At 68.1% G+C, this 20,723-nt stretch carries 5 protein-coding genes; 2 read left to right on the top strand and 3 right to left on the bottom strand.

Annotated elements, in window-relative coordinates; genetic code table 11:
- Nucleotides 1–4: 4 nt before the first annotated feature.
- Together H610_RS23215 and H610_RS0104295 are read right to left on the bottom strand one after the other, a co-directional pair.
- Nucleotides 5–15,574, bottom strand: a complete 15,570-nt coding sequence (locus tag H610_RS23215; RefSeq protein WP_051231490.1) for a Calx-beta domain-containing protein — start codon at nucleotides 15,572–15,574, stop codon at nucleotides 5–7.
- Between the two features lie 96 nt (nucleotides 15,575–15,670).
- Complete coding sequence (locus tag H610_RS0104295) at nucleotides 15,671–17,047, bottom strand: TolC family protein (RefSeq protein WP_084166373.1); 1,377 nt, start codon at nucleotides 17,045–17,047, stop codon at nucleotides 15,671–15,673.
- A gap of 249 nt (nucleotides 17,048–17,296) precedes the next feature.
- On the opposite strand from H610_RS0104295, the gene H610_RS0104290 reads away from it, so the two are divergent.
- Nucleotides 17,297–17,983 carry a response regulator transcription factor gene (locus tag H610_RS0104290; RefSeq protein WP_028238538.1) on the top strand — a complete coding sequence of 229 codons (687 nt, stop codon included), beginning with the start codon at nucleotides 17,297–17,299 and terminating at the stop codon, nucleotides 17,981–17,983.
- Nucleotides 17,984–17,999: 16 nt separating this feature from the next.
- On the opposite strand, the gene H610_RS0104285 is transcribed toward H610_RS0104290, so the two are convergent.
- On the bottom strand, nucleotides 18,000–18,431 hold the full coding sequence (locus H610_RS0104285) for a response regulator transcription factor (protein WP_028238537.1): 432 nt from the start codon (nucleotides 18,429–18,431) through the stop codon (nucleotides 18,000–18,002).
- A gap of 175 nt (nucleotides 18,432–18,606) precedes the next feature.
- Here H610_RS0104285 and H610_RS23210 point away from each other — a divergent pair, with 175 nt between their 5' ends.
- Nucleotides 18,607–20,625 carry a sensor histidine kinase gene (locus tag H610_RS23210; RefSeq protein WP_051231488.1) on the top strand — a complete coding sequence of 673 codons (2,019 nt, stop codon included), beginning with the start codon at nucleotides 18,607–18,609 and terminating at the stop codon, nucleotides 20,623–20,625.
- Nucleotides 20,626–20,723 lie beyond the last annotated feature (98 nt).

The following is a 20,723-nucleotide window of genomic DNA, read 5'->3' as shown; positions in this document are numbered from 1 at the left end:
GGGGTCACACCGTGTGAGGCTGGATCACGTCCTGTGGCAGGTTGTGTGCATCGGGTTGGTTGGCCAGCTCGGCCAGGGCCACCAGGCCGCTGCCATCCGTGCCGCTGGAGGTGTCGGCGTCGTAGTACAGCCGGGTCACGTCGCCGTTGGAGATCAGGAAGAAGGCCGAACCACTGTGCTGGTCACTACCGCTGATCGCCGCCTCCAGTTCGTCGAGCTGGCCGTCGTTGCCGGTACCGAACTGGAACTGGCCGGAAGCGAAGCTCACCCGGTAAACATCGGCGTTGCCCTGGGCCGCGAGCTTCGCCAGGGTATCCATTACGTCGCCGGTGTAGGCCTGGGAGACCGAGGTCAGGTTGCCCAGGCCACCGAAGGCCGTCGGATCGAAGGTCAGGCGGTCTACGCCGGCCTGGAAGTCCAGGATCGCGTCCATGCCGTCGCCCGGCGAGCTGTAGTGGAAGCGGTCCGCACCGGCGCCACCACGCAGCACGTCCGCCCCGCTGCCGCCCACCAGCAGGTCGTCGCCGTGCCCACCGTCGAGCACGTCGCTGCCGGCGCCGCCGAACAGGCGGTCGTTGCCGCCCAGGCCGGCCAGGTTGTCGGCGCCGGCTGTGCCGCTGAGCAGGTCGTCGCCCGCCCCCGCCTGGTCGTCGTTGCGCAGAGTCACGTCCTTGCTGATCAGCACATAGGGGCTGTCGGCGGCCGAGCGCAGGACGATGGACATCAGCTCATCGGCCTCCACCACCGTGTCGCCGCTGACCGAGAAGCTGAAGCTCGCGGTGGTGCTGCCGGCAGCGAAGGTGACGCTGCCGGAGGGCAGCGCACCGCCGAAGTCGTCGGCGTCCACGCCCTGGCCGGCGCCTGGCTGCAGGCTCCAGTAGAAGGTCTCGGCGTTGGCGGACGGGTTGCGGGTCACCTGGTAGGTCACCAGGGTGCTGCCGGCGTTGCCTTCCATCACGCTGTCCGGGCCGCTGATGCCAAGCCCCAGGTCGTCGTCGCGGATGGTCCCGCCGAGGCTGGTGGAACCGCCGGCGATGGCCGGGTGGCTGAACGTCAGGGTGAAGGACTCGTCGCCCTCGCGCAGGGAATCGCCACGTACCGGCAGGCTGAACACCATCTCCGAAACGCCGGCGGCCAGTGTGATGGTGCCGGTCAGGGGCACGCTGAAGTCGTTGGCGTCCACCGCCCCGGCAATGCTGTAGCTGATGGTCAGCGCCGCGCTGTCCGGGCCCGCGCGCAGGATCCGGTAGGTCAGCGGCGTGGTGGTGCCGGGGCCGCCTTCCAGGCGGCTGCTGTCCAGCGCGAGTACGGTCAGGGCCACGTCGTCGCCCTGGATGGTGGCGCGGGCGCTGCCCTGCAGCGGGTTGACGCTGCTGCCGCCGCCGCTGCTGGAGAGTTGCACGGTGAACTGCTCGTCGGACTCGCCCAGGTCGTCGCCGTACACCGCCACTTCCAGCACCTTGCTGGTCTCGCCGGCGGCGAAGTGCAGCACGCCGCCGGGCAGCACGCCCCCGACGAAGTCGGCCCCATCCGCCGGTGCCGAGCCGCTGCCCGCCACCGACCAGTCGATACTGGCGGCCGAGCTGGTGTCGCCGCTGCGGGTGACGGTGAAGCGGAAGACGGTGGTGGCCCCGCCGTTGCCCTCGGCCAGTACGCTGTCCACCACGCGGATGGCGAACTGGTTGTCGTCGTTGACGATGGTACCGCTGGCGCGGTCGTTGATCAGGTCGACGCCTTGCGGATCGCTCAGCACCACCTCGAAGCTCTGGTCCGGACCGAGCACGTCGTCGCCCTGCACGCGGATGACGATGTCCTTGTAGGTCTCGCCGTCGGCGAAGGTCAGGCTGCCGGAGGGCAGCACGCCGCCGACGAAACTGCCGGCGTTCGCCGGGTAGGTGCCGGCGCCCTGCAGCGCCCAGTCGACGCTGACGCTGCCGGCGCTGTCGCCCACCCGCTCGACGCGGTAGACGAACTCGGTCACCTGGCCCTGGTTGCCTTCGTCCAGGCGGTCACTGCCGAGGGCGGCGATGCTCAGGCCACGGTCGTCGTTGAGGATGGTGACGCTGGCCTCGCCGGTGAGGATGGTCGCTCCCTCCGGGTCGCTGAGAACCACGGAGAAGGTCTCGTCGCGCTCGCCCAGCGTGTCCGAATCCACATGGACGGTGATGGTCTTGCTGGTTTCGCCGGTGCCGAAGGCCACCACGCCGCTCAGGTAGATGCCGCCGAAGTCCTCGGCGTTGACCGGGTTGGCGCCGCTGGGCACCAGGTCCCAGAGCACGCTGACCGGGCCCGAGAGGTCGCCGCCGCGGGTCACGGTGAAGGTCACGGCGGTCTGCAGGCCGTCGCTGCCTTCCAGCACCTGGGCGGCGTCGGCGGCGATCCACAGCACCGGATCGTCGTTGAGCACCATCGAGTCCACCGGACCGGTAGTGATGGTGGAGCCATAGCTGGAGTTCTCCAGCCACACCTGGAAGCCCTCGTCCTCCTCGCCCAGCTCGTCGCCGCGCACGGCCACGGTGAAGGTCTTGCTGGTCTCGCCGTCGGCGAAGTGCACGGTGCCGCTCAGGGCCTCGAACTCGGCGTCGCTCAGAGCGTGGCTGCCCATTCCGGCGGCGCGCCAGTCGACGCTGGCGGTGCCGACCGCGCTGCCGCTGCGGTCGATGCGGAAAGTGAACAGCGTCAGGCCCTCGTCGCCCTCCACCGCTTCACGGGTCACCGCGCTCAGGGCGAGGCTGTCGTCGTCGTTGCGGAAGGTGCCGGTCTGGCCGTTGCCGACGATGTCGGTGTTGCCGGTCGGATTGGACAGTTGCAGGGTGAACTGCTCGTCACCCTCATCCAGGCCGTCGCCCAGTACGTCGATGTAGATGTCCTTGTGGGTCTCGCCGGCGGCGAAGACCAGTTGACCGGAAGGCAGCACGCCGCCGGGGAAGTCGGCGGCCGTGGCGCTGCCGGCCTGGACCTGCCAGTCGACGCGGGTCTCGCCGCTGGTGTCGCCGCTGCGGGTCACTGTGAAGTGCAGGCGGCCCGGGGTGCCGTCGTCACCCTCATGGACCGCTGCCACGACACTGGCCAGGGTCAGGTCGATGTCGTCGTTGCGGATCGCCCCGGCCGCACTGCCGGCGGCCGGATCGACGGTACTGCCGGCGCCCGGCTGGTAGAGCCCGACGCTGAAATGCTCGTCCAGCTCCACGTCGCGGTCGCTGCGCACCGGGATGGTCAGCACCATCTCGCTCTGGCCGTCGGCGAAGGTCAGGGTACCGCCGGTGGACAGGAAGTCGCTGGCGTCGGTGTCACCGTGGTTGATGCGCCAGCTGACCGTGGAGGTACCCTCGGTGCTGCCGGTGCGGGTCACGGTGAAGGTCAGGGCCGTGCCTTCGGCGGCGTCCGCCTCATTCCGTGCGATCGCGAACACGTCGTCGTCGTTGCGGATCAGCACATCCACCTGCTGGGTGGCGAAGCTGTGACTCAGGCTGTCGCCGGGCGCCTGCAGGCCGAGGGTAAAGCCCTCGTCGGCCTCCAGGGCGTTGTCGCCGGCCACCCAGACGACCACGGTCTGGCTCATCTGGCCCTCGGCGAAGGTCAGCTCGCCGAACGGCAGCTGGCCGCCGACGAAGTCGTCTGCCGAGGCCGGATTGGCACCGCTGCCGACGACACTCCAGGCCAGGGTGGTCGCCAGGCCGCTGCCGCTGCGGGTGACCAGGAAGCTGTAGCCGGTGGCGCCGTTGTCGCCTTCTACCGGCGTCGCAACGGCACTGAGGTTCCACTGCACGTCATCGCTGACGATGGTGCCGGTTGCGCTGTCCACCTTGATGTCCGAACCGGCGGAGGCATTGCCCAGCACCACCTGGAAGACTTCGTCCGTCTCCAGGGTGCGGTCGCCCAGCACCACGACGCTGATGGTCTGGCTGGCTTCGCCGGCGGCGAAGGCGAGGCTGCCGCTGGGCAGTACGCCGCCCAGGAAGTCGGCCGCGTCCGCTGCGCCCTGCAGCTGCCAGTCCACGCTGGTGGCGCGGTCCAGGTTGCCGCTGCGGCTGACGGTGAAGGTGTAGACGGTCTGCACGCCGTCGTGGCCTTCGATGTGATGGGCATCGGTGGCGACGATGTTCAGCGAGACGTCATCGTTGATGATGGTGGTATCCGTCGTGGCGTGGGTGAAGACCAAGTCGTCGGGGCTGCTCAAACTGAGACGGAAGTCCTCGTCGGCCTCACCGCTGTAGTCGCCGCGTACCTGTACGCGGATGGTCAGTTGCTCCTGGCCGGCGGCGAAGCTGACGCTGCCGCTGGTGGCTACGAAGTCGTCCGGCGAGGCTGGATTGGCGCCGATGCCGGCGACGCCCCAGTTGATGGTTTCGGTGCCGGAGAGCTTGCCGCTGCGGGTGACCACGAAATCGAACCAGGTGGTCTGGCCGTCGTCGCCTTCCGCCTGAGCGGCGGGGGCGGCGACGTCGATCACCACATCATCGGCGACGATCAGCCCGTCGGCGCTGGCCTGGTCGATCACCAGCCCACTGGACGGGTTGCTCAGCACCACGCTGAAGCTCTCGTCGCTCTCGGCCAGCAGATCGCCGCGCACGTTGACGGTAAGGGTGACGCTGGCCTGCCCCGCCGGCAGCACCAGGGAACCGGAAGGCAGAACGCCGAACGGGAAGTCGCCGCCATCGGCCGGGCTGAGCCCTTTGCCCACCACCGCCCAGTCGACGGTCTTGGCCTGCTCCAGAGCGCCGGTGCGGGTGATGGTGAAGGTGAAAGCGGTGGTGCCGCTGTCGCCTTCGGCCTTGCTGGCGTCGGTGGCGGCGATGCTGATGCTGGCGTCGTCGTTGAGGATGGTGCTGCTGGCGCTGCCGGTCTGGATCTGCGCGCCGCTGGCGTTGCCCAGGACGATGTCGAAGGACTCGTCGCCTTCGACCAGGGTGTCGCCGCTCACCAGCACGGTGATGGTCTTGCTCGATTCGCCGTCGGCGAACACCAGGCTGCCGCTGGGCAGGCCATTGTTGTCGCCGAGCTCATCGGCGCTGGCGAAGTCGGCCGTGCTGGCCGCGCCGGCGCCCAGGCGCCACGCCACCGAGGCACTGCCGCTGGTGTCGCCGGTACGGGACACGGTGAAGGTGAAGGCGGTGCTGCCGCCCTGCCCTTCGGCGCGGCTGACCTGCTCGGCGGCGATGTTGAAGGCCGCGTCGTCGTTGAGGATGGTGCCTTCGGCCGTGGCCTGGCCAATGGTGTCACCGGCAGTGCCCGCGCCCAGGCTGATCTGCACGCCGTAGGTCTCGTCGACCTCCGCCTGGACGTCCTGGCTGGACTGGATGCTGATGGTCTTGGTCAGCTCGCCCGGGGCGAAGATCACCGAGCCGGACATCGCCTGGCCGGCCAGGTCCGCCGCGTCGGCGCTGCCGTTGAGCAGGATCTGCCAGTTGATGGTCTGGCTCTGCTCGGTGCTGTGGCTGCGGGTGATGACGAACGTCTGCGCCTGTCCTTCGCTGCTGGCGCCCTGCAGCGGCGCGATGGAGAAGCTCGCATCGTCGTTGCGGATGGTGCCGGTGGCGGTGGTGCGGATCTGATCGCTGATGTCGCTGCTGAAGCTGCCGAGGACGATGCGGAACTGTTCCACCTGCTCCGGGGTGAGGTCGCCGACCACGGTGACGCTGATGGTCTTGCTGGTCTCGCCTGCAGCGAAGGTCAGGTTGCCGCTGGTGGCGCCGCTGAAGTCGGCGGCGCTGGTGGTGTCATGGAGCAACGACCAGGTCATTGACGAACTGCCGGTGGTCACACCGGAACGGGTGACGGTGAAGGTCAGCGTCTGGTTGGCGTCGCTCTCGGTGATCGAGGCGTCGGCGATGCTGATGCCGGTGTCGTCGTTGACGATGGTCAGGGTGGCGCTGCCCTGGTCGACCGGGCGGGTAATGCCAGGGCCGTTGAGGGTCTCCTCGTAGAACACGACGCGGAAGGCCTCGTTGGCCTCCACGCTGCCATCGCCGCGTACGCTGAAGGTGATGGTGCCGCTGGTGACGCCGTCGGCAAAGCCCAGGGTGCCGCTGGGCAGCACGCCACCGACGAAGTCCGAGGCGTCCGCCGGGTTGCCGTCGACGCCTTCAACGCGCCATTTCACCGAGCCCGAACCGCTGTAGCCACTGCGCACCACGTTCAGCGAGAAGGTGCTGGACTGGCCGCTACCGCTCTCGGCCAGGCTGCTGGCGCTCGGTGTGATGCTGTAGGCGGTGTCGCTGTCGTAGAGCGTGCCGCCGATGGTCATGCTGGTGCTTGAGCTGGCCGTCCAGGCGTCGCTGCCGAAGCGTACGGTGGAGCCGGTGGTGTCGGCCGGCGCGCTGAGGCGCAGGGTGAAGCCCTCGGTGCTCTCGATGGCGCCGTCGAGCTTGAGCAGGTCGGCCAGGGAGATGGCGTAGCTGCTCTGCCCGCCGGCCAGGGTGATGGTGCCGCTGGTGCTGACGAAGTCGGCGCTGCCGGCGGTGCCGCTGTCCAGGGTGTAGTTCAGCGTCACGTCGCTATCCAGACGACCGTTGCGGACGAGGGTGAAGTTCAGCGGCTGCCCTTCGTAGCCGCTGACGCTCGGGGTGTCGTTGCCGAAATAACCCACCCAGAGGCGGATGTCGTCGTTCTTCAGCGTGGTGCTGGCGGTTCCCTGTGCCGGGTCGATGCCCGTGGGGCCGTATTCGTCGCGGTAGCTGCCGGAGACGAAACCATCGTTGTAGGCGTCGTTCGGCGTGAGCAGGGTCAGGGTCAGACCGGCATCCGGTTCGACCACGGTATCGCCCGGGATGGTGAGGGTGACCTGTTTGCTGGTCTCGCCGGCGGCGAAGCTCACCACGCCATAGGTGGTGTTGCTGTACGGCGAAGTCACGCCGACCGCACTGCCACCATAGCCGCTGACCTGAGCCCCCCCGGTGCCGCCCCAGTTGATGTTGTCGCCCACCACCTTCCAGGCCACGCTGCTGGCGTAGTCCACGCTGCCGCCCGGCTGCGCGGTACGGGTAACGGTGAAGGTGATGGTGGTGCTGCCGGAACTGCCTTCGAACACCTGGGTGGCATTGGCGGCGACGGCGAGCAACGCGGCCGGTTCGTCGTTGAGCACCCAGCCATCCTGGTTGTGGCCGACCGATGGAGTCTCGATGTCGCCACCGAGGTTCTGCGGGTTGCTCAGCACCATCTCCACTTCTTCACGCCAGGTCTCGGTCAGGGCGTCGTCGATGGTGCGCAGCGTGACGGTATGGGTCAGCTCACCATCGAGGAAGGTGAAGCTGCCACTCAGGGTGCGCGTGGCGGCATCCCAGGACAGGCCAGGGTTGTTGGCCAGGATCCAGTCCATGTCCAGGTCGGCCGGGTCGATCTTGTACCAGTCGTTGCGGACACTGCTGGATTCGTTGGCCGTCTCCGAGCCGCCCAACACAATCTCCCAGTCCACCGAATCCTGGCCACGCTGGTCGCCGGCACGGGTGATGGTGAAGACCAGATCCGCGCCTTCGGCGACATGCTCGCTGCTGACGTCGAAGCGGGTGTCGTCGTTCTGCAGCACGGCGTAGTTGTTGGTGTAACCCGCAGAGCTGGAAGGGGCCTGGATGCTGCTGCCCGGGCTGGCCTGGGTCAGGTAGAGGCGGAAGGCTTCGTCGAACTCGCCCAGATCGTCGACCTTGGTGCGAATGGTGACGTACTTCACCGATTCGCCATCAGCGAACTCCAGGCGCCCAGACGGAATGGTGTCGTTCCAGAAATCGTCGGCGCTGACCGCGGTGTAGCCACTGACGCTGGTCTGCACCGCCCAGTCGACCCAGGCGGTGCCGGCCGTGGAGACGGTGCGGTACACGGCGAAGGTATGTTCGATGTAGCCATCCGCGGCAGTGCCGCCGTCGTTCTCGGTATCGCCTTCGGCGCGGGTACGCCCCGTGGTGGGGGTGTCCTGGATGTAGAACTCCGCCTCGTCGCGTTGGATCTCGCCGAACAGGTAGACGCCGCTGGCGCTGGTGCCGGTCTGCAGCGAGGTGTCGGTATAGATGTTCTGGTTGCCGGTCTGCGGCGCCACCAGTTCGTCGATGCCGCCGCCGTTGCTGAACAGCACCTTGAACCATTCGTCGTTCTCGATGGCGTCGTCGCCCCGGACGGTGATGGTGATGGTTTTGCTGCTTTCGCCACTGGCGAAGGTCACGCTGCCCGAAGGCAGGGTGCCGCCATTGAAGTCGGCCCCGTCGGCCGCGTACTCCCAGCGGCCGTTGCTGTAGGACCAGACGTCCTGGCCGGTGGTGCTCCAGTTGACGGTGGAGGTCTTGGCCAGGTCGCCGCTGCGGGTCAGGGTGATGGTGTAGGTGGTGTTCTCGCCGGCCACCTTCTCGGCCTGGCTGGCCTGGGCCCATTCGATGGTGACGCGGGTGTCGTCGTTGGCGATGGTGCTCTGGTAGCTGCCGTTGGCGCCGATGGAGGTGCCGCTGCTGGCGCCGCTGAGCACCAGGTTGAAGCGCGCGTTGCCCTCGATGCTGCCCACGCCGGTATCGCCGTAGGCGTAGACGGTGATGGTCTTGCTGCTCTCGCCGGCGGCGAAGCTCAGGGTGCCGGAGGGCGTCAGGTAGGCCGAGCCGTTGGTGAAGTCGGCGGCGTTGGTGTCCAGGTGCTGGACGCTCCAGTTCACCGTGCTGGCCTGGTCCAGGTTGCCGGTGCGGGTCACGGTGTAGGTGAAGGGGGCACCGGTGCCGTGGGCGCCGTCGCCCTCGCTGCGGCTTGTGGTGCCGGCGGTGATGTTCAGCTCGGCATCGTCGTTGCGCACGGTGCCGGTGGCGCTGCCGGTGGTGATCTCGGTGCCGGCGGAGGCGTTCTCCAGCACCAGCTTGAGCACCTCGTCGGCCTCCAGCTTGCTGTCGGCGGCGATGCGCACGGTAATGGTCTTGCTGGTTTCGCCGGCGGCGAAGCTCAGGCTGCCGTAGGGGATGCCGTCGCCGTCCAGGGATACGCCGCCAGGCTGGCTGCCGTAGAAGTCGGCACTGTCCACGGCATTGGCGACGCTCGTGTCGACGCGCCACTGCACGGTACTGGCCTGACTCAGGTAGCCGCCACGGCTGACGCTGAAGGTGTAATCGACGTAGCCGCTGTTGCCCTCGCCCTTGTCCGCCGAGAGCGCGGCGATGCTCAGGGTGGCGTCATCGTTGGCAAGCGTGGTGGTGGCGCTGGCGGTGCCGATGCTGCTGTTGGCCGGCGGGTTGGACAGGGTGACGGTGAGCGCTTCGTCGTTCTCGTATTGCGAGTCGCCCTTGACGCGGATGACCACGCTGGCGGTGGCCTGGCCATCGGCGAAGCTGACAGTGCCGGTGGTGCCCTGGCCGTCGCCCAGGTCGTTGGCGTCGAGGCCGCCGCCGAGGGTCCAGGCCAGGTCGCGGGCACCGGACAGGGAGCCGCTGCGGGTCACGGTGAAGACGACGTCGCGCTCGCCGGTGTTGCCTTCGGCCTGGGTAACAGCACTGGCAGCGATGCTGAAGCTGGCATCGTCGTTGAGGATGCTCGTGGTGGCGCTGCCCTGCCCCGCCTCGACGGTGCCCCCCTGGGGATTGAACAGTTCCACCTGGAGCAGTTCATCGGCTTCCACCAGGTTGTCGCCACGCACGCGGATGGTGATGGTCCGGGTGTCGCTGCCGTTGGCGTCGAAGGCCACCGTGCCGCTGGGCAGGCCGCCGTTGTTGCCGTTGAGGTCCTGGCCGCTGGCGAAGTCGGCGGCGTCGAGACCGTTGGCGCTCTTCAGACGCCACTGCACCGAGCCGGCGGCGTCGCTCAGGCCGCTGCGGGTGACGGTGAAGGTGATGTCGGTGAAGACGCCCTGGGGGCCCTCCGCCTGGTCCGCCGGGGCGCTGATGCTGAAGTTGGTGTCATCGTCCTGCACCGTGGTGGTGGCCGTGGTGCCGGTCACCAGGCCGGCGCTGGGGTTGCTCAGGGTCAGGGTGAAGGATTCGTCGCCCTCCACGCGGGTATCGCCGACCAGCTCGAAGCTGACGGTCAGTTCGGACTGGCCCGGGGCGAAGCTCAGGGTGCCGCTGGGCAGGCCACCCAGGGTGTCGCTGGCATCGCCGCCGTTGCTGCCGGTGACGAGGTAGTCGACCGTGGCGCTGCCGGACAGCTCGCCGCTGCGCACGATGCGGTAGATCACGGTCTGGCTGCCGCTGCTGCCTTCGGTGACGCTGGCGCGCTCGGCGAACACGACGAAACCCTGGTCGTCGTTGCGGATCACGCCTTCGGCGCTGCCGTCCACCACGTTCTGCGGCGCGCCGTCGTCCAGGCGGGCGTTGTCCAGCTCGACGCGGAAGGTCTCGTTGGCCTCCACCTGCAGGTCGCCCTTGACCAGGATGGTCAGGGTCTTGCTCGCTTCGCCGGCGGCGAAGCTCAGGGTGCCGCTGCTGGCGTCGAAATCGGCGGCATCGGCGATGCCGGCCAGTGACCAGTCCACCAGCGCGGCCGAGCCGAGGTCGCCGGCGCGGGTCACGGTGAAGGTGAAAGCGGTGGTGCCGCCGTGGCCTTCGGCCTTGTCGGCGGCCAGCGGAGTGATCGAGAAGCCCATGTCATCGTTGCCGATGCGGGTCTCGGCACTGGCCACCGTCAACTCGGTGTTGCCGTCGCGGGCCTGCAGCTCGACGCTGAAGGTTTCGTCCAGCTCGATATGGCCGTCACCGGCCACGCGCACGGTGATCTGCGCGCTGGTCTGGCCCTCGGCGAAGGCCACGGTGCCAGACGGCAGGCCGGCATTGCCACCAAGAGCGTCCTGGCCGGCCATGAAGTCGGCGAGGCTGGCGGCGTCGATGCCCTGCTCGACCGCGACCTTCCAGTCGACGCTGGTGGCACGCAGGTCGCCGCTGCGGGTGACGGTGAAAGTGAAGCTGCGCTCCTGGCCGGCATCGCTTTCGCTGGCGCTGGCCTGGTCGGCGACGATGGACAGGCCGACGTCGTCGTTGCGCACCAGGGTGCTGGCGCTGCCGGTGAGCAGCTGGGTCTGGCCGTGGGCGGGGTTCTCCGCCGGGTTGCCCAGGGTCAGGGTGAGGGTCTCGTCGTTCTCCAGCACGGCGTCGCCGGCCAGGGTCAGCTCGATGACCCTGGAGGTTTCGCCAGGGGCGAATTGCACCAGGCCGTTGAGCGCGGTGCCGGCGGCGAAGTCGTCCGCCTGCAGGCCGCTGGCGACCCAGCTCACGCTGACCGGGGCGGACAGGTCGCCGCTGCGGGTGACGGTGAAGCGCAGGACCTGGGTCTGGCCGGCAGCGCCTTCGGCCACCTCCGGCTGTTGGGCCTGGATGCTGATCCCCACGTCGTCGGAGATGATGCTGCCCTGGGCCTGGCCGACCAGGATATCGGCGTGGCCGCTGGCGTTGCCCAGGGTGACGGTGAACGACTCGTCGCCCTCGACATCCCGGTCGCCACGCACGGCGACCTGGATCACCTTGCTGGTCTCGCCGGGGCCGAAGGTCAGAATGCCGGTCGGCAACACGCCATCGGCGAAGTCGCCCGCGTCCACCTGACCGGAGAGGCTCCATTCCACGGTGGTGGTGCCATTGGTGACGCCGGAGCGGGTCACGGTGAATTCATGAATGACGCTGCCGCCGTCGCCTTCCACCAGGCCGCTGCGGGTAGTGGTGATGGCCAGGCCGGTATCGTCGTTGGTAATGGTGGCGGCAGCCGAGGCGGTGCCCAGGCTGGAACCGGTGGAGGGGTCGTAGAGCTCCACCCGCAGGCCTTCGCTGGCTTCCAGGCGGTAGTCGCCGGCTACCTGCAGGGTAATGGTCTGGCTGGTGTCGCCGCTGGCGAAGTCGAGGACGCCGCTGGGCAGCACGCCGCCGACGAAGTCGCTGCCGTCCACCGCCGCACCGCCCTCGCCCACCACACGCCAGGCGACGCTGCCGCTGCCGCCGAGGTAACCGGTGCGACCGACGACGAAGCTCAGCTGCGCCACCTGGCCGTCGCCGCCCTCGGCGACGCTGGAGGCCTGGGCCTGGATGGAGAACTGCTGGTCGTCATTGAGCAGCAGGCCACTGAGGCTGCCGTTGCCGACAGTGGCGCCCGGGTTCGGGGTGCCGAGGCTGAGCACGAAGCTCTCGTCGCCTTCCAGCTGAGAGTCGGCGGCGATCTGCAGGACGATTTCCAGGCGGTCGACGCCGGGTGCGAAGGTCAGGGTGCCGCCGGGCAGCACACCGCCGACGAAGTCGCTGCCGTCCACGCCATTCACGGCGCCGGGGGTCAGGCTCCAGGTAATGCTGTCGGTGCCGGCGAGATCGCCGCTGCGCTCGACCACATAACGAATCTCGCGTGCGCCGCCGCTGCCTTCGAAGCTGTCCGCCTGGGGCAGCAGGTCGAATACCACGTCATCGTTGCGGATCAGGCCGTTGGCCTGGCCGACGGCGATTTCCGCGCCGGCGCTGGGGTTGCTCAGCACCACCTGGAAGGTCTCGTCGCCCTCCAGCACGCTGTCCGGGGACAGCGGCAGGGTCACCACCAGGCTCTGCACGCCGCGGCCGAACTCCAGGGTGCCGCTGAAGGCGGTGCCGGAGAGGAAATCGGCGATGCTGGCGGAGTCGGCGTCGCTGCCGAACACCACGCGCCAGTCGACGCTGGCGCTCTGAGTCAGGTCGCCCTGGCGCTGCACGGTGAAGTTGAGCTGGCGCGGAGTGTCGCTGTTGCCTTCGGCGGCGCTCAGGCCGCTGCCATCGAGAGTCAGGCGGGCATCGTCGTTGATCAGGCTGCCGTTGGCGCGGTCCTGGATCACGGTCATGCCCGGGGTAGCGGTGCTGATGACCACCTGCAGGCCCTCGGTGGGCTCGTAGTGGCTGTCGGCGCTGGGGCTGAAGCGGATCACCGCGCTGCTCTGGCCGGCGGCGAACTCAATGGTGCCGGACGGCAGGATGCCGCCGAAATCGGCGGCATCCACCGGGTTGTTGCCGTAGCCCTGGACGTGCCACTGCACGGTGCCCGGCAGGGACAGCTCGCCGGTCCGGGTGACCACGAACTCCAGGGTCTGCGGGCTGACGTTGCCCTCGCGGACATTGGCATTGCGGGCGCTGATGGCCACGGCTTGGTCGTCCGGGTCGATGCTGGCCAGGGCCGCGCCGACGTCGATCTGGCTGTTGGCGTCCTGGGCCTGGAGGGCGACGGTGTAGCTCTCGGTGCCCTCGATCTGGCTGTCGCCGTTGAGGCGCACGTAGATGACCTTGCTGCTCTCGCCGGCGGCGAACTGCACGGTGCCGCTCATGGGCTGGTCGGCAGCGAAGTCGTTGAGGTCGGCCGGCAGCTCGCCATAGCCGGCGATCTGGTAGCCGATCTGTCCGGCACTGCTGGTGTTGCCGGTGCGGGTGACGACGAAGGCCTGCACGCCACCGTTGCCGTTGCCCTCGGCGGTGGATGAGGTCAGTGCCTCGATGCTGTAGGTGGACTCGTCGGTGCGGATGGTGCCGTAGGCCTCGCCGTTGATGACCTGCACGCCGGCCGGCGGGTTGTGCAGGACGATGCCGAAGGTCTCGTCCAGCTCGGCCAGGTTGTCGCCCTTGACCCACACGGTAACCAGCTTCTCGGTCTCGTTGGCGGCGAAGGTCACGCTACCGCTGGGCATGCCGTCGGCCATGCCGAGCTGGTTCTGCCCGGCGACGAAGTCGTTGCCGTCGGCGGCCTGGACACCCACGCGCACGAAGCGCCAGTCGATGGACAACTCCTCCCCGAGCAGCTCGGAACGGGTCACGCGGAAGGTGATCGCGGTCTGCTGGCCCTGGCCGCCCTCGAACACGTCCAGCGCGACGCCGCTCAGGCTGACGCCGGTATCGTCGTTGACGATCCGGGTGCTGGCGCTGCCGCCGGAGACCCGCAGGTTGCTCTGGTCGCTCTGCAGGTTGACGGTGATGGTCTCGTCCTCCTCCACGTCGCGGTCGCCGCGCACGGTGAGGATGATGTCGCGGCTGGTCTCGCCGGCGGCGAACTGCAGGGTGCCGCCGGCGATGCCTTCGACCAGGTCGTCTGCGTCGATGCCACTGACCGACCAGCGCACCGAACCGCTGCTCTGGGCGTCGGTACGGGTGACGGTGAAGCTGACGGTGGTGGTCGTGCCGCTGTCGCCCTCGCTGACCTGCGCCTGGTTGGCGCGGATGGACACCAGGCCGTCGTCGTTGACCACCGTGGTGCTGGCGCTGGCGGTGCCGAGGGTGAGGTTGGCGCTGGGGTTGCCCAGGGTCACCGTCAGCACTTCGCTGGGCTCCACCACGCGATCGCCCAGCAGCGGGATAGTGACGGTCTTGCTCACCTCGCCGACGCCGAAGGTCAGGGTGCCGGAGGGCAGCGGGCCGCCGATGTCGGCTTCGTCCAGGCCGCTGGCGCTCCAGTCCACGCTGGCGGCGGCGCGGCCGTTGTCACGGCTGATCACGAAGGTCAGCAGCTGCCGGTCGCCCTCGTCGCCTTCCAGCATCTGCAGGCGGGTGGCGACGACGCTGACGGTGGCTTCGTTGTCGAGGATCTGGGTGCTGGTGCTGGACTGGCCGCCGAGCTGGCTGCCGGCGCTGGGGGCGCTGAGGGTGACGGTGGCGGTGCGGTCGCCCTGGGCCACATAGTCGCCGGGCACCGCGATGCGGATCTCCTGCGTCATCTGCCCTTCGGCGAAGGACAGCAGGCCGCCCGGCAGATTGCCGTCGAACAGGGCCGGGTCCAGACCATCGAGATTCCACTGCACCTGGGTGGCACCGCTGCCACCGCTGCGGCTGACAGTGAAGACCAGCACCAGGGTGTCGCCGTCGTCGCTTTCCAGCACCTCGGGGGCGCCGGCGACGCTGAGCACGGAGACCGGCTCGCTGGTCTCGCCACGCAGGGTCGGCGCGGGCATCGGTTCGAAGCCGGCCTGCAGCTCGCTGTTGGTGCCGGAGGAGAGGCTGGTGCCGATGCCGGTGTCGCCCCGCAGACTGGGGAACACGCCGAGGCCACCGCCGGCGACGCCGGAAGTGCCCTGGCTGGCCGCGCCGGTGCCGATGCCGGAGCTGACGCCGCCGAGCAGGCCCGGGCCCATGCCGTCGAGGTTGAGCATCGCCAGTTCCGGCGGCACGCCGGGGGGCAGCATGCCGCTGCCGGTCATGTCACCGGTGAGCGCGGCCTGCTCGGGGCGGAAGGTGACGTTTTGCTGGTCCAGGCCGATGTCCTGGCCGAACAGGCCGGTGATCTCGGGCCGGTAGGTGCTGTCGAAGGGCGCCGGCGCAGGAAGGGTTTCGTCCGGCATGGCTGCACTGGCCGGCTCCACCACGGGCGCGAAGGTATCCGCCGACAGCGCCAGCGGATCGACATTGTTGGCCGCGTCCTGCTCGAACAGTGCCTGCGCGGCATCGTCCGCCAACCAGGACCGTACCCAGCCGGAAGCCTCGGGCAGCTCCGCCCCTTCGACACGCGCCCGGGCCGCCAGGTTCTGGCGCAGGGAGGCGATCAGCTGCGGTGGCAGGCCGGCAGCCAGGAGCGTGTCGTGCATGGCCTGCAGCGCCTGCTCGAGCGAGGCGACCTCGGCGGACGCCTGTCCGGCCAGGAAGTCCACCACTCCCTGCACCGCACGCACCAGGGCATCGATCTGTGCGCTCGTCAACTCAGCCATGCTGGCTACTCCTGTCTACAACAACCTGTACGGAAAAGGACGCGCCCACAGCCGGATCGCCGCGAGCGCCGATGGATCGGTTAGCTGGCGTCGGCTTCAGCGTGCCATGGCGGTTTCGAGGACGGCGACGGGCATCGCCTGCTCGGCCGGGACGACGATGCCGGGCTGGCGGAACAGCGACGGGTGCAGGCGGCCGGTGGCCCGCAGCAGACGATAGGCTGCGATGATCTCGTCGATATCGGCGGCAGTGGCGTCGCTCTGCGCGTTGATCAGGCCGATTTCGCCATTGAGGATGTCGAGCAGTGAGCGGCGGCCCATTTCGCGCTCCTTGCGAGCCAGGCCGAGGAAGCTCTCGGCGATGCTGACCTGATTGCGTAGGTGCGCCGAGCGCTCACGCGAGGTCTGCCAGGAAGCCCAGGCGTTGAGCGCCTCCTCGATGGCCTGGACGCGCACGTAGTCGGCCTTTTCCTGGGCGCTGGCCACGGCCTGGTCGGCGGCGCGGGTGACATAGTGGGCGCGCATGCCCAGGTCGAACTGCCAGTCGAAGTTGACCATCGCCTTGGTGTCGTTGCGCAGGCCCGGCATGCCGTCGTAGTCCTCGAAACGGTCCTGGCTCAGGCGCAGCGACAGACGCGGCATCAATTCGCGGCTGCGCGTGGCGTCGCGTTCGGCGAGGGTGACTTCGGCGCGCTTGAGCGCGGCCAGCAGGTCGGGGTTCTGCTCGCCCACGCTGGCGAGGATGTCCTGCTCGGACTGCGGCAGGCGCCCATCGGGAATGGCCAGGGCTTCCAGTTGCTCGGGCGTCATCGCCGCTTCGCCGAAGATCACCCGGTAGCGGTTCATGGCCTCGCGCATGCGGCTGTCGGCCATGACCCGGCGCGCTTCGGCGCCGGCCAGCTGCGACTTGGCCTGCAACACGTCGGTGGCGTAGCCACGTCCGGCTTCCATGCGCGCGTCCTCCAGGGAGGTCTGCCGCTTGATGTTCTGTTCCGACTGGCGGGCATAGGCCTGCACACGCGCCGCCTGGATGACCTGCAGCTGGGCCTCGATGGCCGCCAGCGTCAGGTTCTGGATCTGCAGCTCACGCTCGGCTTCTTCCTTGTTCAGGACCACGCGGGCCGCGTCGACGCGCGACGAGGTGGCGCCGAAATCGGTGATCAGCTGGTTCAGCCCGATGCTCGCCTCTACCGGATCGAAATTGCCGTCGACGCCTTCGTCACGCCGAATGCGCTGGTGGCCGGCGCCGCCGCTCACCGTCAGCTTCGGGAAGTAGGCGGTCTTCTCGACGCTGACTTGCTCACGGGCGGTGGCCACGTCGGCGTCGACCATGCGCACCAGTTGGTGCTCGGTCAGAACGCGCTCGAGCTTGTCGGCGAAGCCCTGCTCAGCGAAAGCGTCGGCCGAACACAGCAACAGGCACGTAGCGGAGAACGCTCGTCGCGCAAGGAAGAAGGACTTCGTTGTCGGAAACATGTGTGCTTACCAATGGTCATCATTAGGGTGCGTTGGCGACGTTGTCGCGGCGGCGCGATACTAGCTTTGTGACATTGATCTAAAACTGACAAAACCTGACATTTGGTGTACCAATAGGAACCATTCGTCCGTACAGCTGTCTCCGCAGCCTTTTCCAAAGGCTCGGACTTTCCTGCCCACATGGGCGACGTGCGCAGAGGGCCCGGCGCACACCATCCATGCCAGAACGACCCGCTTCGCAACCCGCCCATGACCGAACTCATCCTCCTCGAAGACGAACCCGTGCTTGCCGTCGAACTGGACGAATTCCTTCGTGAATGCGGCTACCAGGTGACTGTGACGAATAGCCTCGCCAGCTTCGTCGCGGCTTTCGACGAGCAGCGCCACCGGCTCGCCGTCCTCGATCTCGGTCTGCCGGACGGCGATGGGCTCGAGCTGATAGGGCAATTGCGCGAACGCGGCAGCACCCTGGGCATCGTCGCCTTCACCGCGCGTAGCGCCACCGCCCACAGGGTCAGCGGCTTTCGCCAGGGCGCCGACCACTATCTGGCCAAGGGCTGCGATCTGGACGAGCTGGCCGCGGTACTCGAAGCCCTGCGCCGGCGTCTCGGCCTGCTGCCACAGCCGACGGCCACCTGGCAGCTCAGGCTTGGCCCGCGGCAGTTGCAGGCGCCCAACCAGCAGGACCTGCGCCTTTCGCACCAGGACATCCTGGTGTTGCACTGCCTGATGCGCCGCGCCGGCGAAATCGTCTCGCGCCGCGAAATCGTCAGTGCGCTGGACGAGGACTACCTGACCTACGACCAGCGACGCCTGGATACGCAGATTCGTCGACTACGCCGCAAGGTCGAGGAAACCACCGGCCTGGAACTGCCGCTCAAGACGCTGCGCAACAACGGCTACTGCTTCTACGAGCAGGTGCAGATCGTCGGCTGAACCCCGGGCGCGCCCATCAATCGGCCCACGGAGCCGCCAATGCGCTCAGGCGCCGCATCAGGGCCTGCATCGCCGACGTCAGTTCCTCCTCGTCCGGGCGTCGATCCAGACAATGATCGGCACCCATGGCATAGCCACGCAGCCGCTGCTCCAGGCACCCGGGCTCGATCAGCAGAATCAGGCCGATGCCCGGCCACGTCCGGTGCAGGTGCGGCACCAGCTCCAGACCGGCATCGTCGGCACCGGCTTCCAGCAGCACGATATGGGGTCCGAACCGCGCGACATCCTCGTCCTGCAGGGTGGCGACCAGGCTCATCGCCACGGCCAGGACCTGTCCGTGCAGGCACAGGCACAGCTCCACCAGCGCGTCGGGGACGGCCTCGACGACCAGCACGCGCAGTTGGCTCAGAAGCACGGCCTCGCTCGGCGGCGTCAGTAGCTCGTCCAAATCAGTCTCGTCGATCAGCCCGTTGCGGTTGCGTCACTTCGGCGCTGGCCGAATTGCGCGCAAACTTAGCGCAGCGCCACGGGCCTCAAATCGAGCAAATCTGAGCAAGGCGCCCGAACGCCTTGTCTAGTCATTAGAATCCGACGAACGTTCGTCGCCGTGCGCCTTCTCTCCGATGTTCCAGTCCCGCCTGCCCCTGCTGCTGTCCTGTCTGCTTCTGGTGTTTCCCTGGCACTTGCATGCCGAAATCCTGCGGCTGGATGGCGAGCCCCGGGGAACCACCGGCCATCTCGAGCGCCTGGTCGACCCGGACGGCCGGCACGACTATGCCAGCGCCATGGCGGCCAGCGACTGGGAGCCGTTGCCGGATTCGCTGCGCGCCGGCTTCACGCGCGACGTGGTGTGGCTGCGCCTGAGGGTGGAAGCCGGGGCGCAGGCGCCGGTGGACTGGGTGCTCACCCTGAACAACGCCCTGCTGGACGAGGTCACGCTGTACGATTTCGAAACCGATGGCCCGCCGAAAGTGCTACGCAGCGGGGAAGCGGTCGGCCGACCGCTCTGGCCAGTGGGCTACCGCACCCCCTCCTTCGCCGTGACGCTGCAACCCGAGCAGCCTCGCTGGCTGCTGCTGCAGCTCAAGAGCAAGAACGCGATGTCGGTCAGCGCACGCCTGATGCCATTCCCCCGGTTTGGCGAGTGGACGCGGCTGGAGTACCTGGGTTTCGGGCTGTATTTCGGCATCTACCTGGCGCTGATCGTCTTTCACGGTGTCTTCTGGCGCATGACCCGGGCGCCGGAAAGCGGCTGGTATCTGGTCTACGTAAGCTGCTGCGCCGCGATCGAGGCGCTCAGCTACGGCCTGCTGCAGCAGGCGTTCGGCCTCACGGTGGCGGTGAGCGACCCCATCCTCGGCTGCCTGCTGGCGGCAAGCCTGCCCATCGGTTTCATCTTCGCCCAGCGCCAGTTGCGGGTGCTCGACTACGCCCACTTCAGGCGCGTGCTCACGGGGCTGAGCATCGTGATCGCCCTGCTGTCGGCCAGTGCGGTGCTTGCCGGGCACTATCAGATCGGTGCGCCACTGGTGCAGATCGCTTCACTGCTGACCATCCCGCTGCTGGTGGGCATGGCCCTGCGCCTGCTACTGAAGGGACACGCCCCGGCGCGCTTCTTCCTGCTGGTGTTCGGTATCTACTACGTGGGGGTCGGTATCGCCTTCCTGCGCAACCTTGGCATGGTCCCGGCGACCTTCTTCACGGATAATGCCGTAGCGCTCGGCACCCAGTTGCATATGCTGCTGATGAGCTTGCGCATCATTCACTACTACCGCGAACTCAAGGAAGAAAGGCGCCGTGCGCGCCAAGACTACGAGCGCCTGCTGCAGGACCACAACCTCGAGCTGGAGGCCCAGATCACCGCGCGCACCCACGAACTGCGCGACGAGATTCGCCAGCGCACGCTGCTGGAAGGCGAGCTGCGCGAAGCGCTGCAGCAGGAGCAGCAGGTCCGCGAAGAACAGCGCGACTTCGTGGCCATGGTCTCCCACGAATTCCGTACGCCGCTGGCGATCATCGCCACGTCCGCGCAGCAGATATCGCGTAACCTGGCCGCACCGCCCGAACGCAACAGGGAACGCTGCCAGAACATCCGCGAATCGGCCTCACGCCTGCTGTCGCTGGTCGACAACTATCTCAACCACGACCGCATGGCGGAGAAGACCACCAAGCTGCGCCATGTCGAACAGGACCTTTCGCAATTGCTCGCCCTCGCCGCCACCGATCTTCCGGGCGGCCGCGTGCGGGTCGACTACCATACCGCCGTGCGTACGCTCAGCGGCGACACCGGCCTGCTGAGCATTGCGCTGCGCAACCTGATTGCCAACGCGGATCGCCACGCGCCGGCCGACAGCACGCTGGTGATCGACGTACGCAGTGACGACCGGCAACTGGCCATCCGCGTCATCAACGACGGACCGGAAATTCCCGAGGAGCAGGCCACCCTGCTGTTCCAGAAATATTTCCGCGGCAGCCAGGCACAACAGTCGCCCGGAGCGGGCCTTGGCCTCTACCTGGTGCGGCGCATTGCCGAACTTCACGGCGGCAGCGTCGAGCTGGAAAGCCGCGGAGCACAGGCGCCCATCTGCTTCTGCCTGACCCTGCCGACAACTGCCAGCGAACCCAGGTCGGCCACCGGATAGGGTGGGAGCGAACTGCGAAGCCCTGGAGACATGGACGGAAGGAAACAACGGGATGGCACAAACAGGAAAGCCCCGCTACACGCTTGGTGCGGCGGGGC

It is taken from the genome of Stutzerimonas azotifigens DSM 17556, from assembly GCF_000425625.1.
Classification (GTDB): Bacteria; Pseudomonadota; Gammaproteobacteria; order Pseudomonadales; family Pseudomonadaceae; genus Stutzerimonas; species Stutzerimonas azotifigens.
Note: the sequence above shows the minus strand (reverse complement) of the source record. Positions and strands in the feature narration are given on the sequence as shown.

What these genes read in the sequence shown, in the direction of transcription:
- H610_RS23210 (WP_051231488.1), top strand. Translation starts at nt 18,607, where the DNA reads ATGTTCCAGTCCCGCCTGCCCCTGCTGCTGTCCTGTCTGCTTCTGGTG.
- H610_RS0104295 (WP_084166373.1), bottom strand. Translation starts at nt 17,047, where the DNA reads ATGTTTCCGACAACGAAGTCCTTCTTCCTTGCGCGACGAGCGTTCTCC.
- H610_RS0104290 (WP_028238538.1), top strand. Translation starts at nt 17,297, where the DNA reads ATGACCGAACTCATCCTCCTCGAAGACGAACCCGTGCTTGCCGTCGAA.
- H610_RS23215 (WP_051231490.1), bottom strand. Translation starts at nt 15,574, where the DNA reads ATGGCTGAGTTGACGAGCGCACAGATCGATGCCCTGGTGCGTGCGGTG.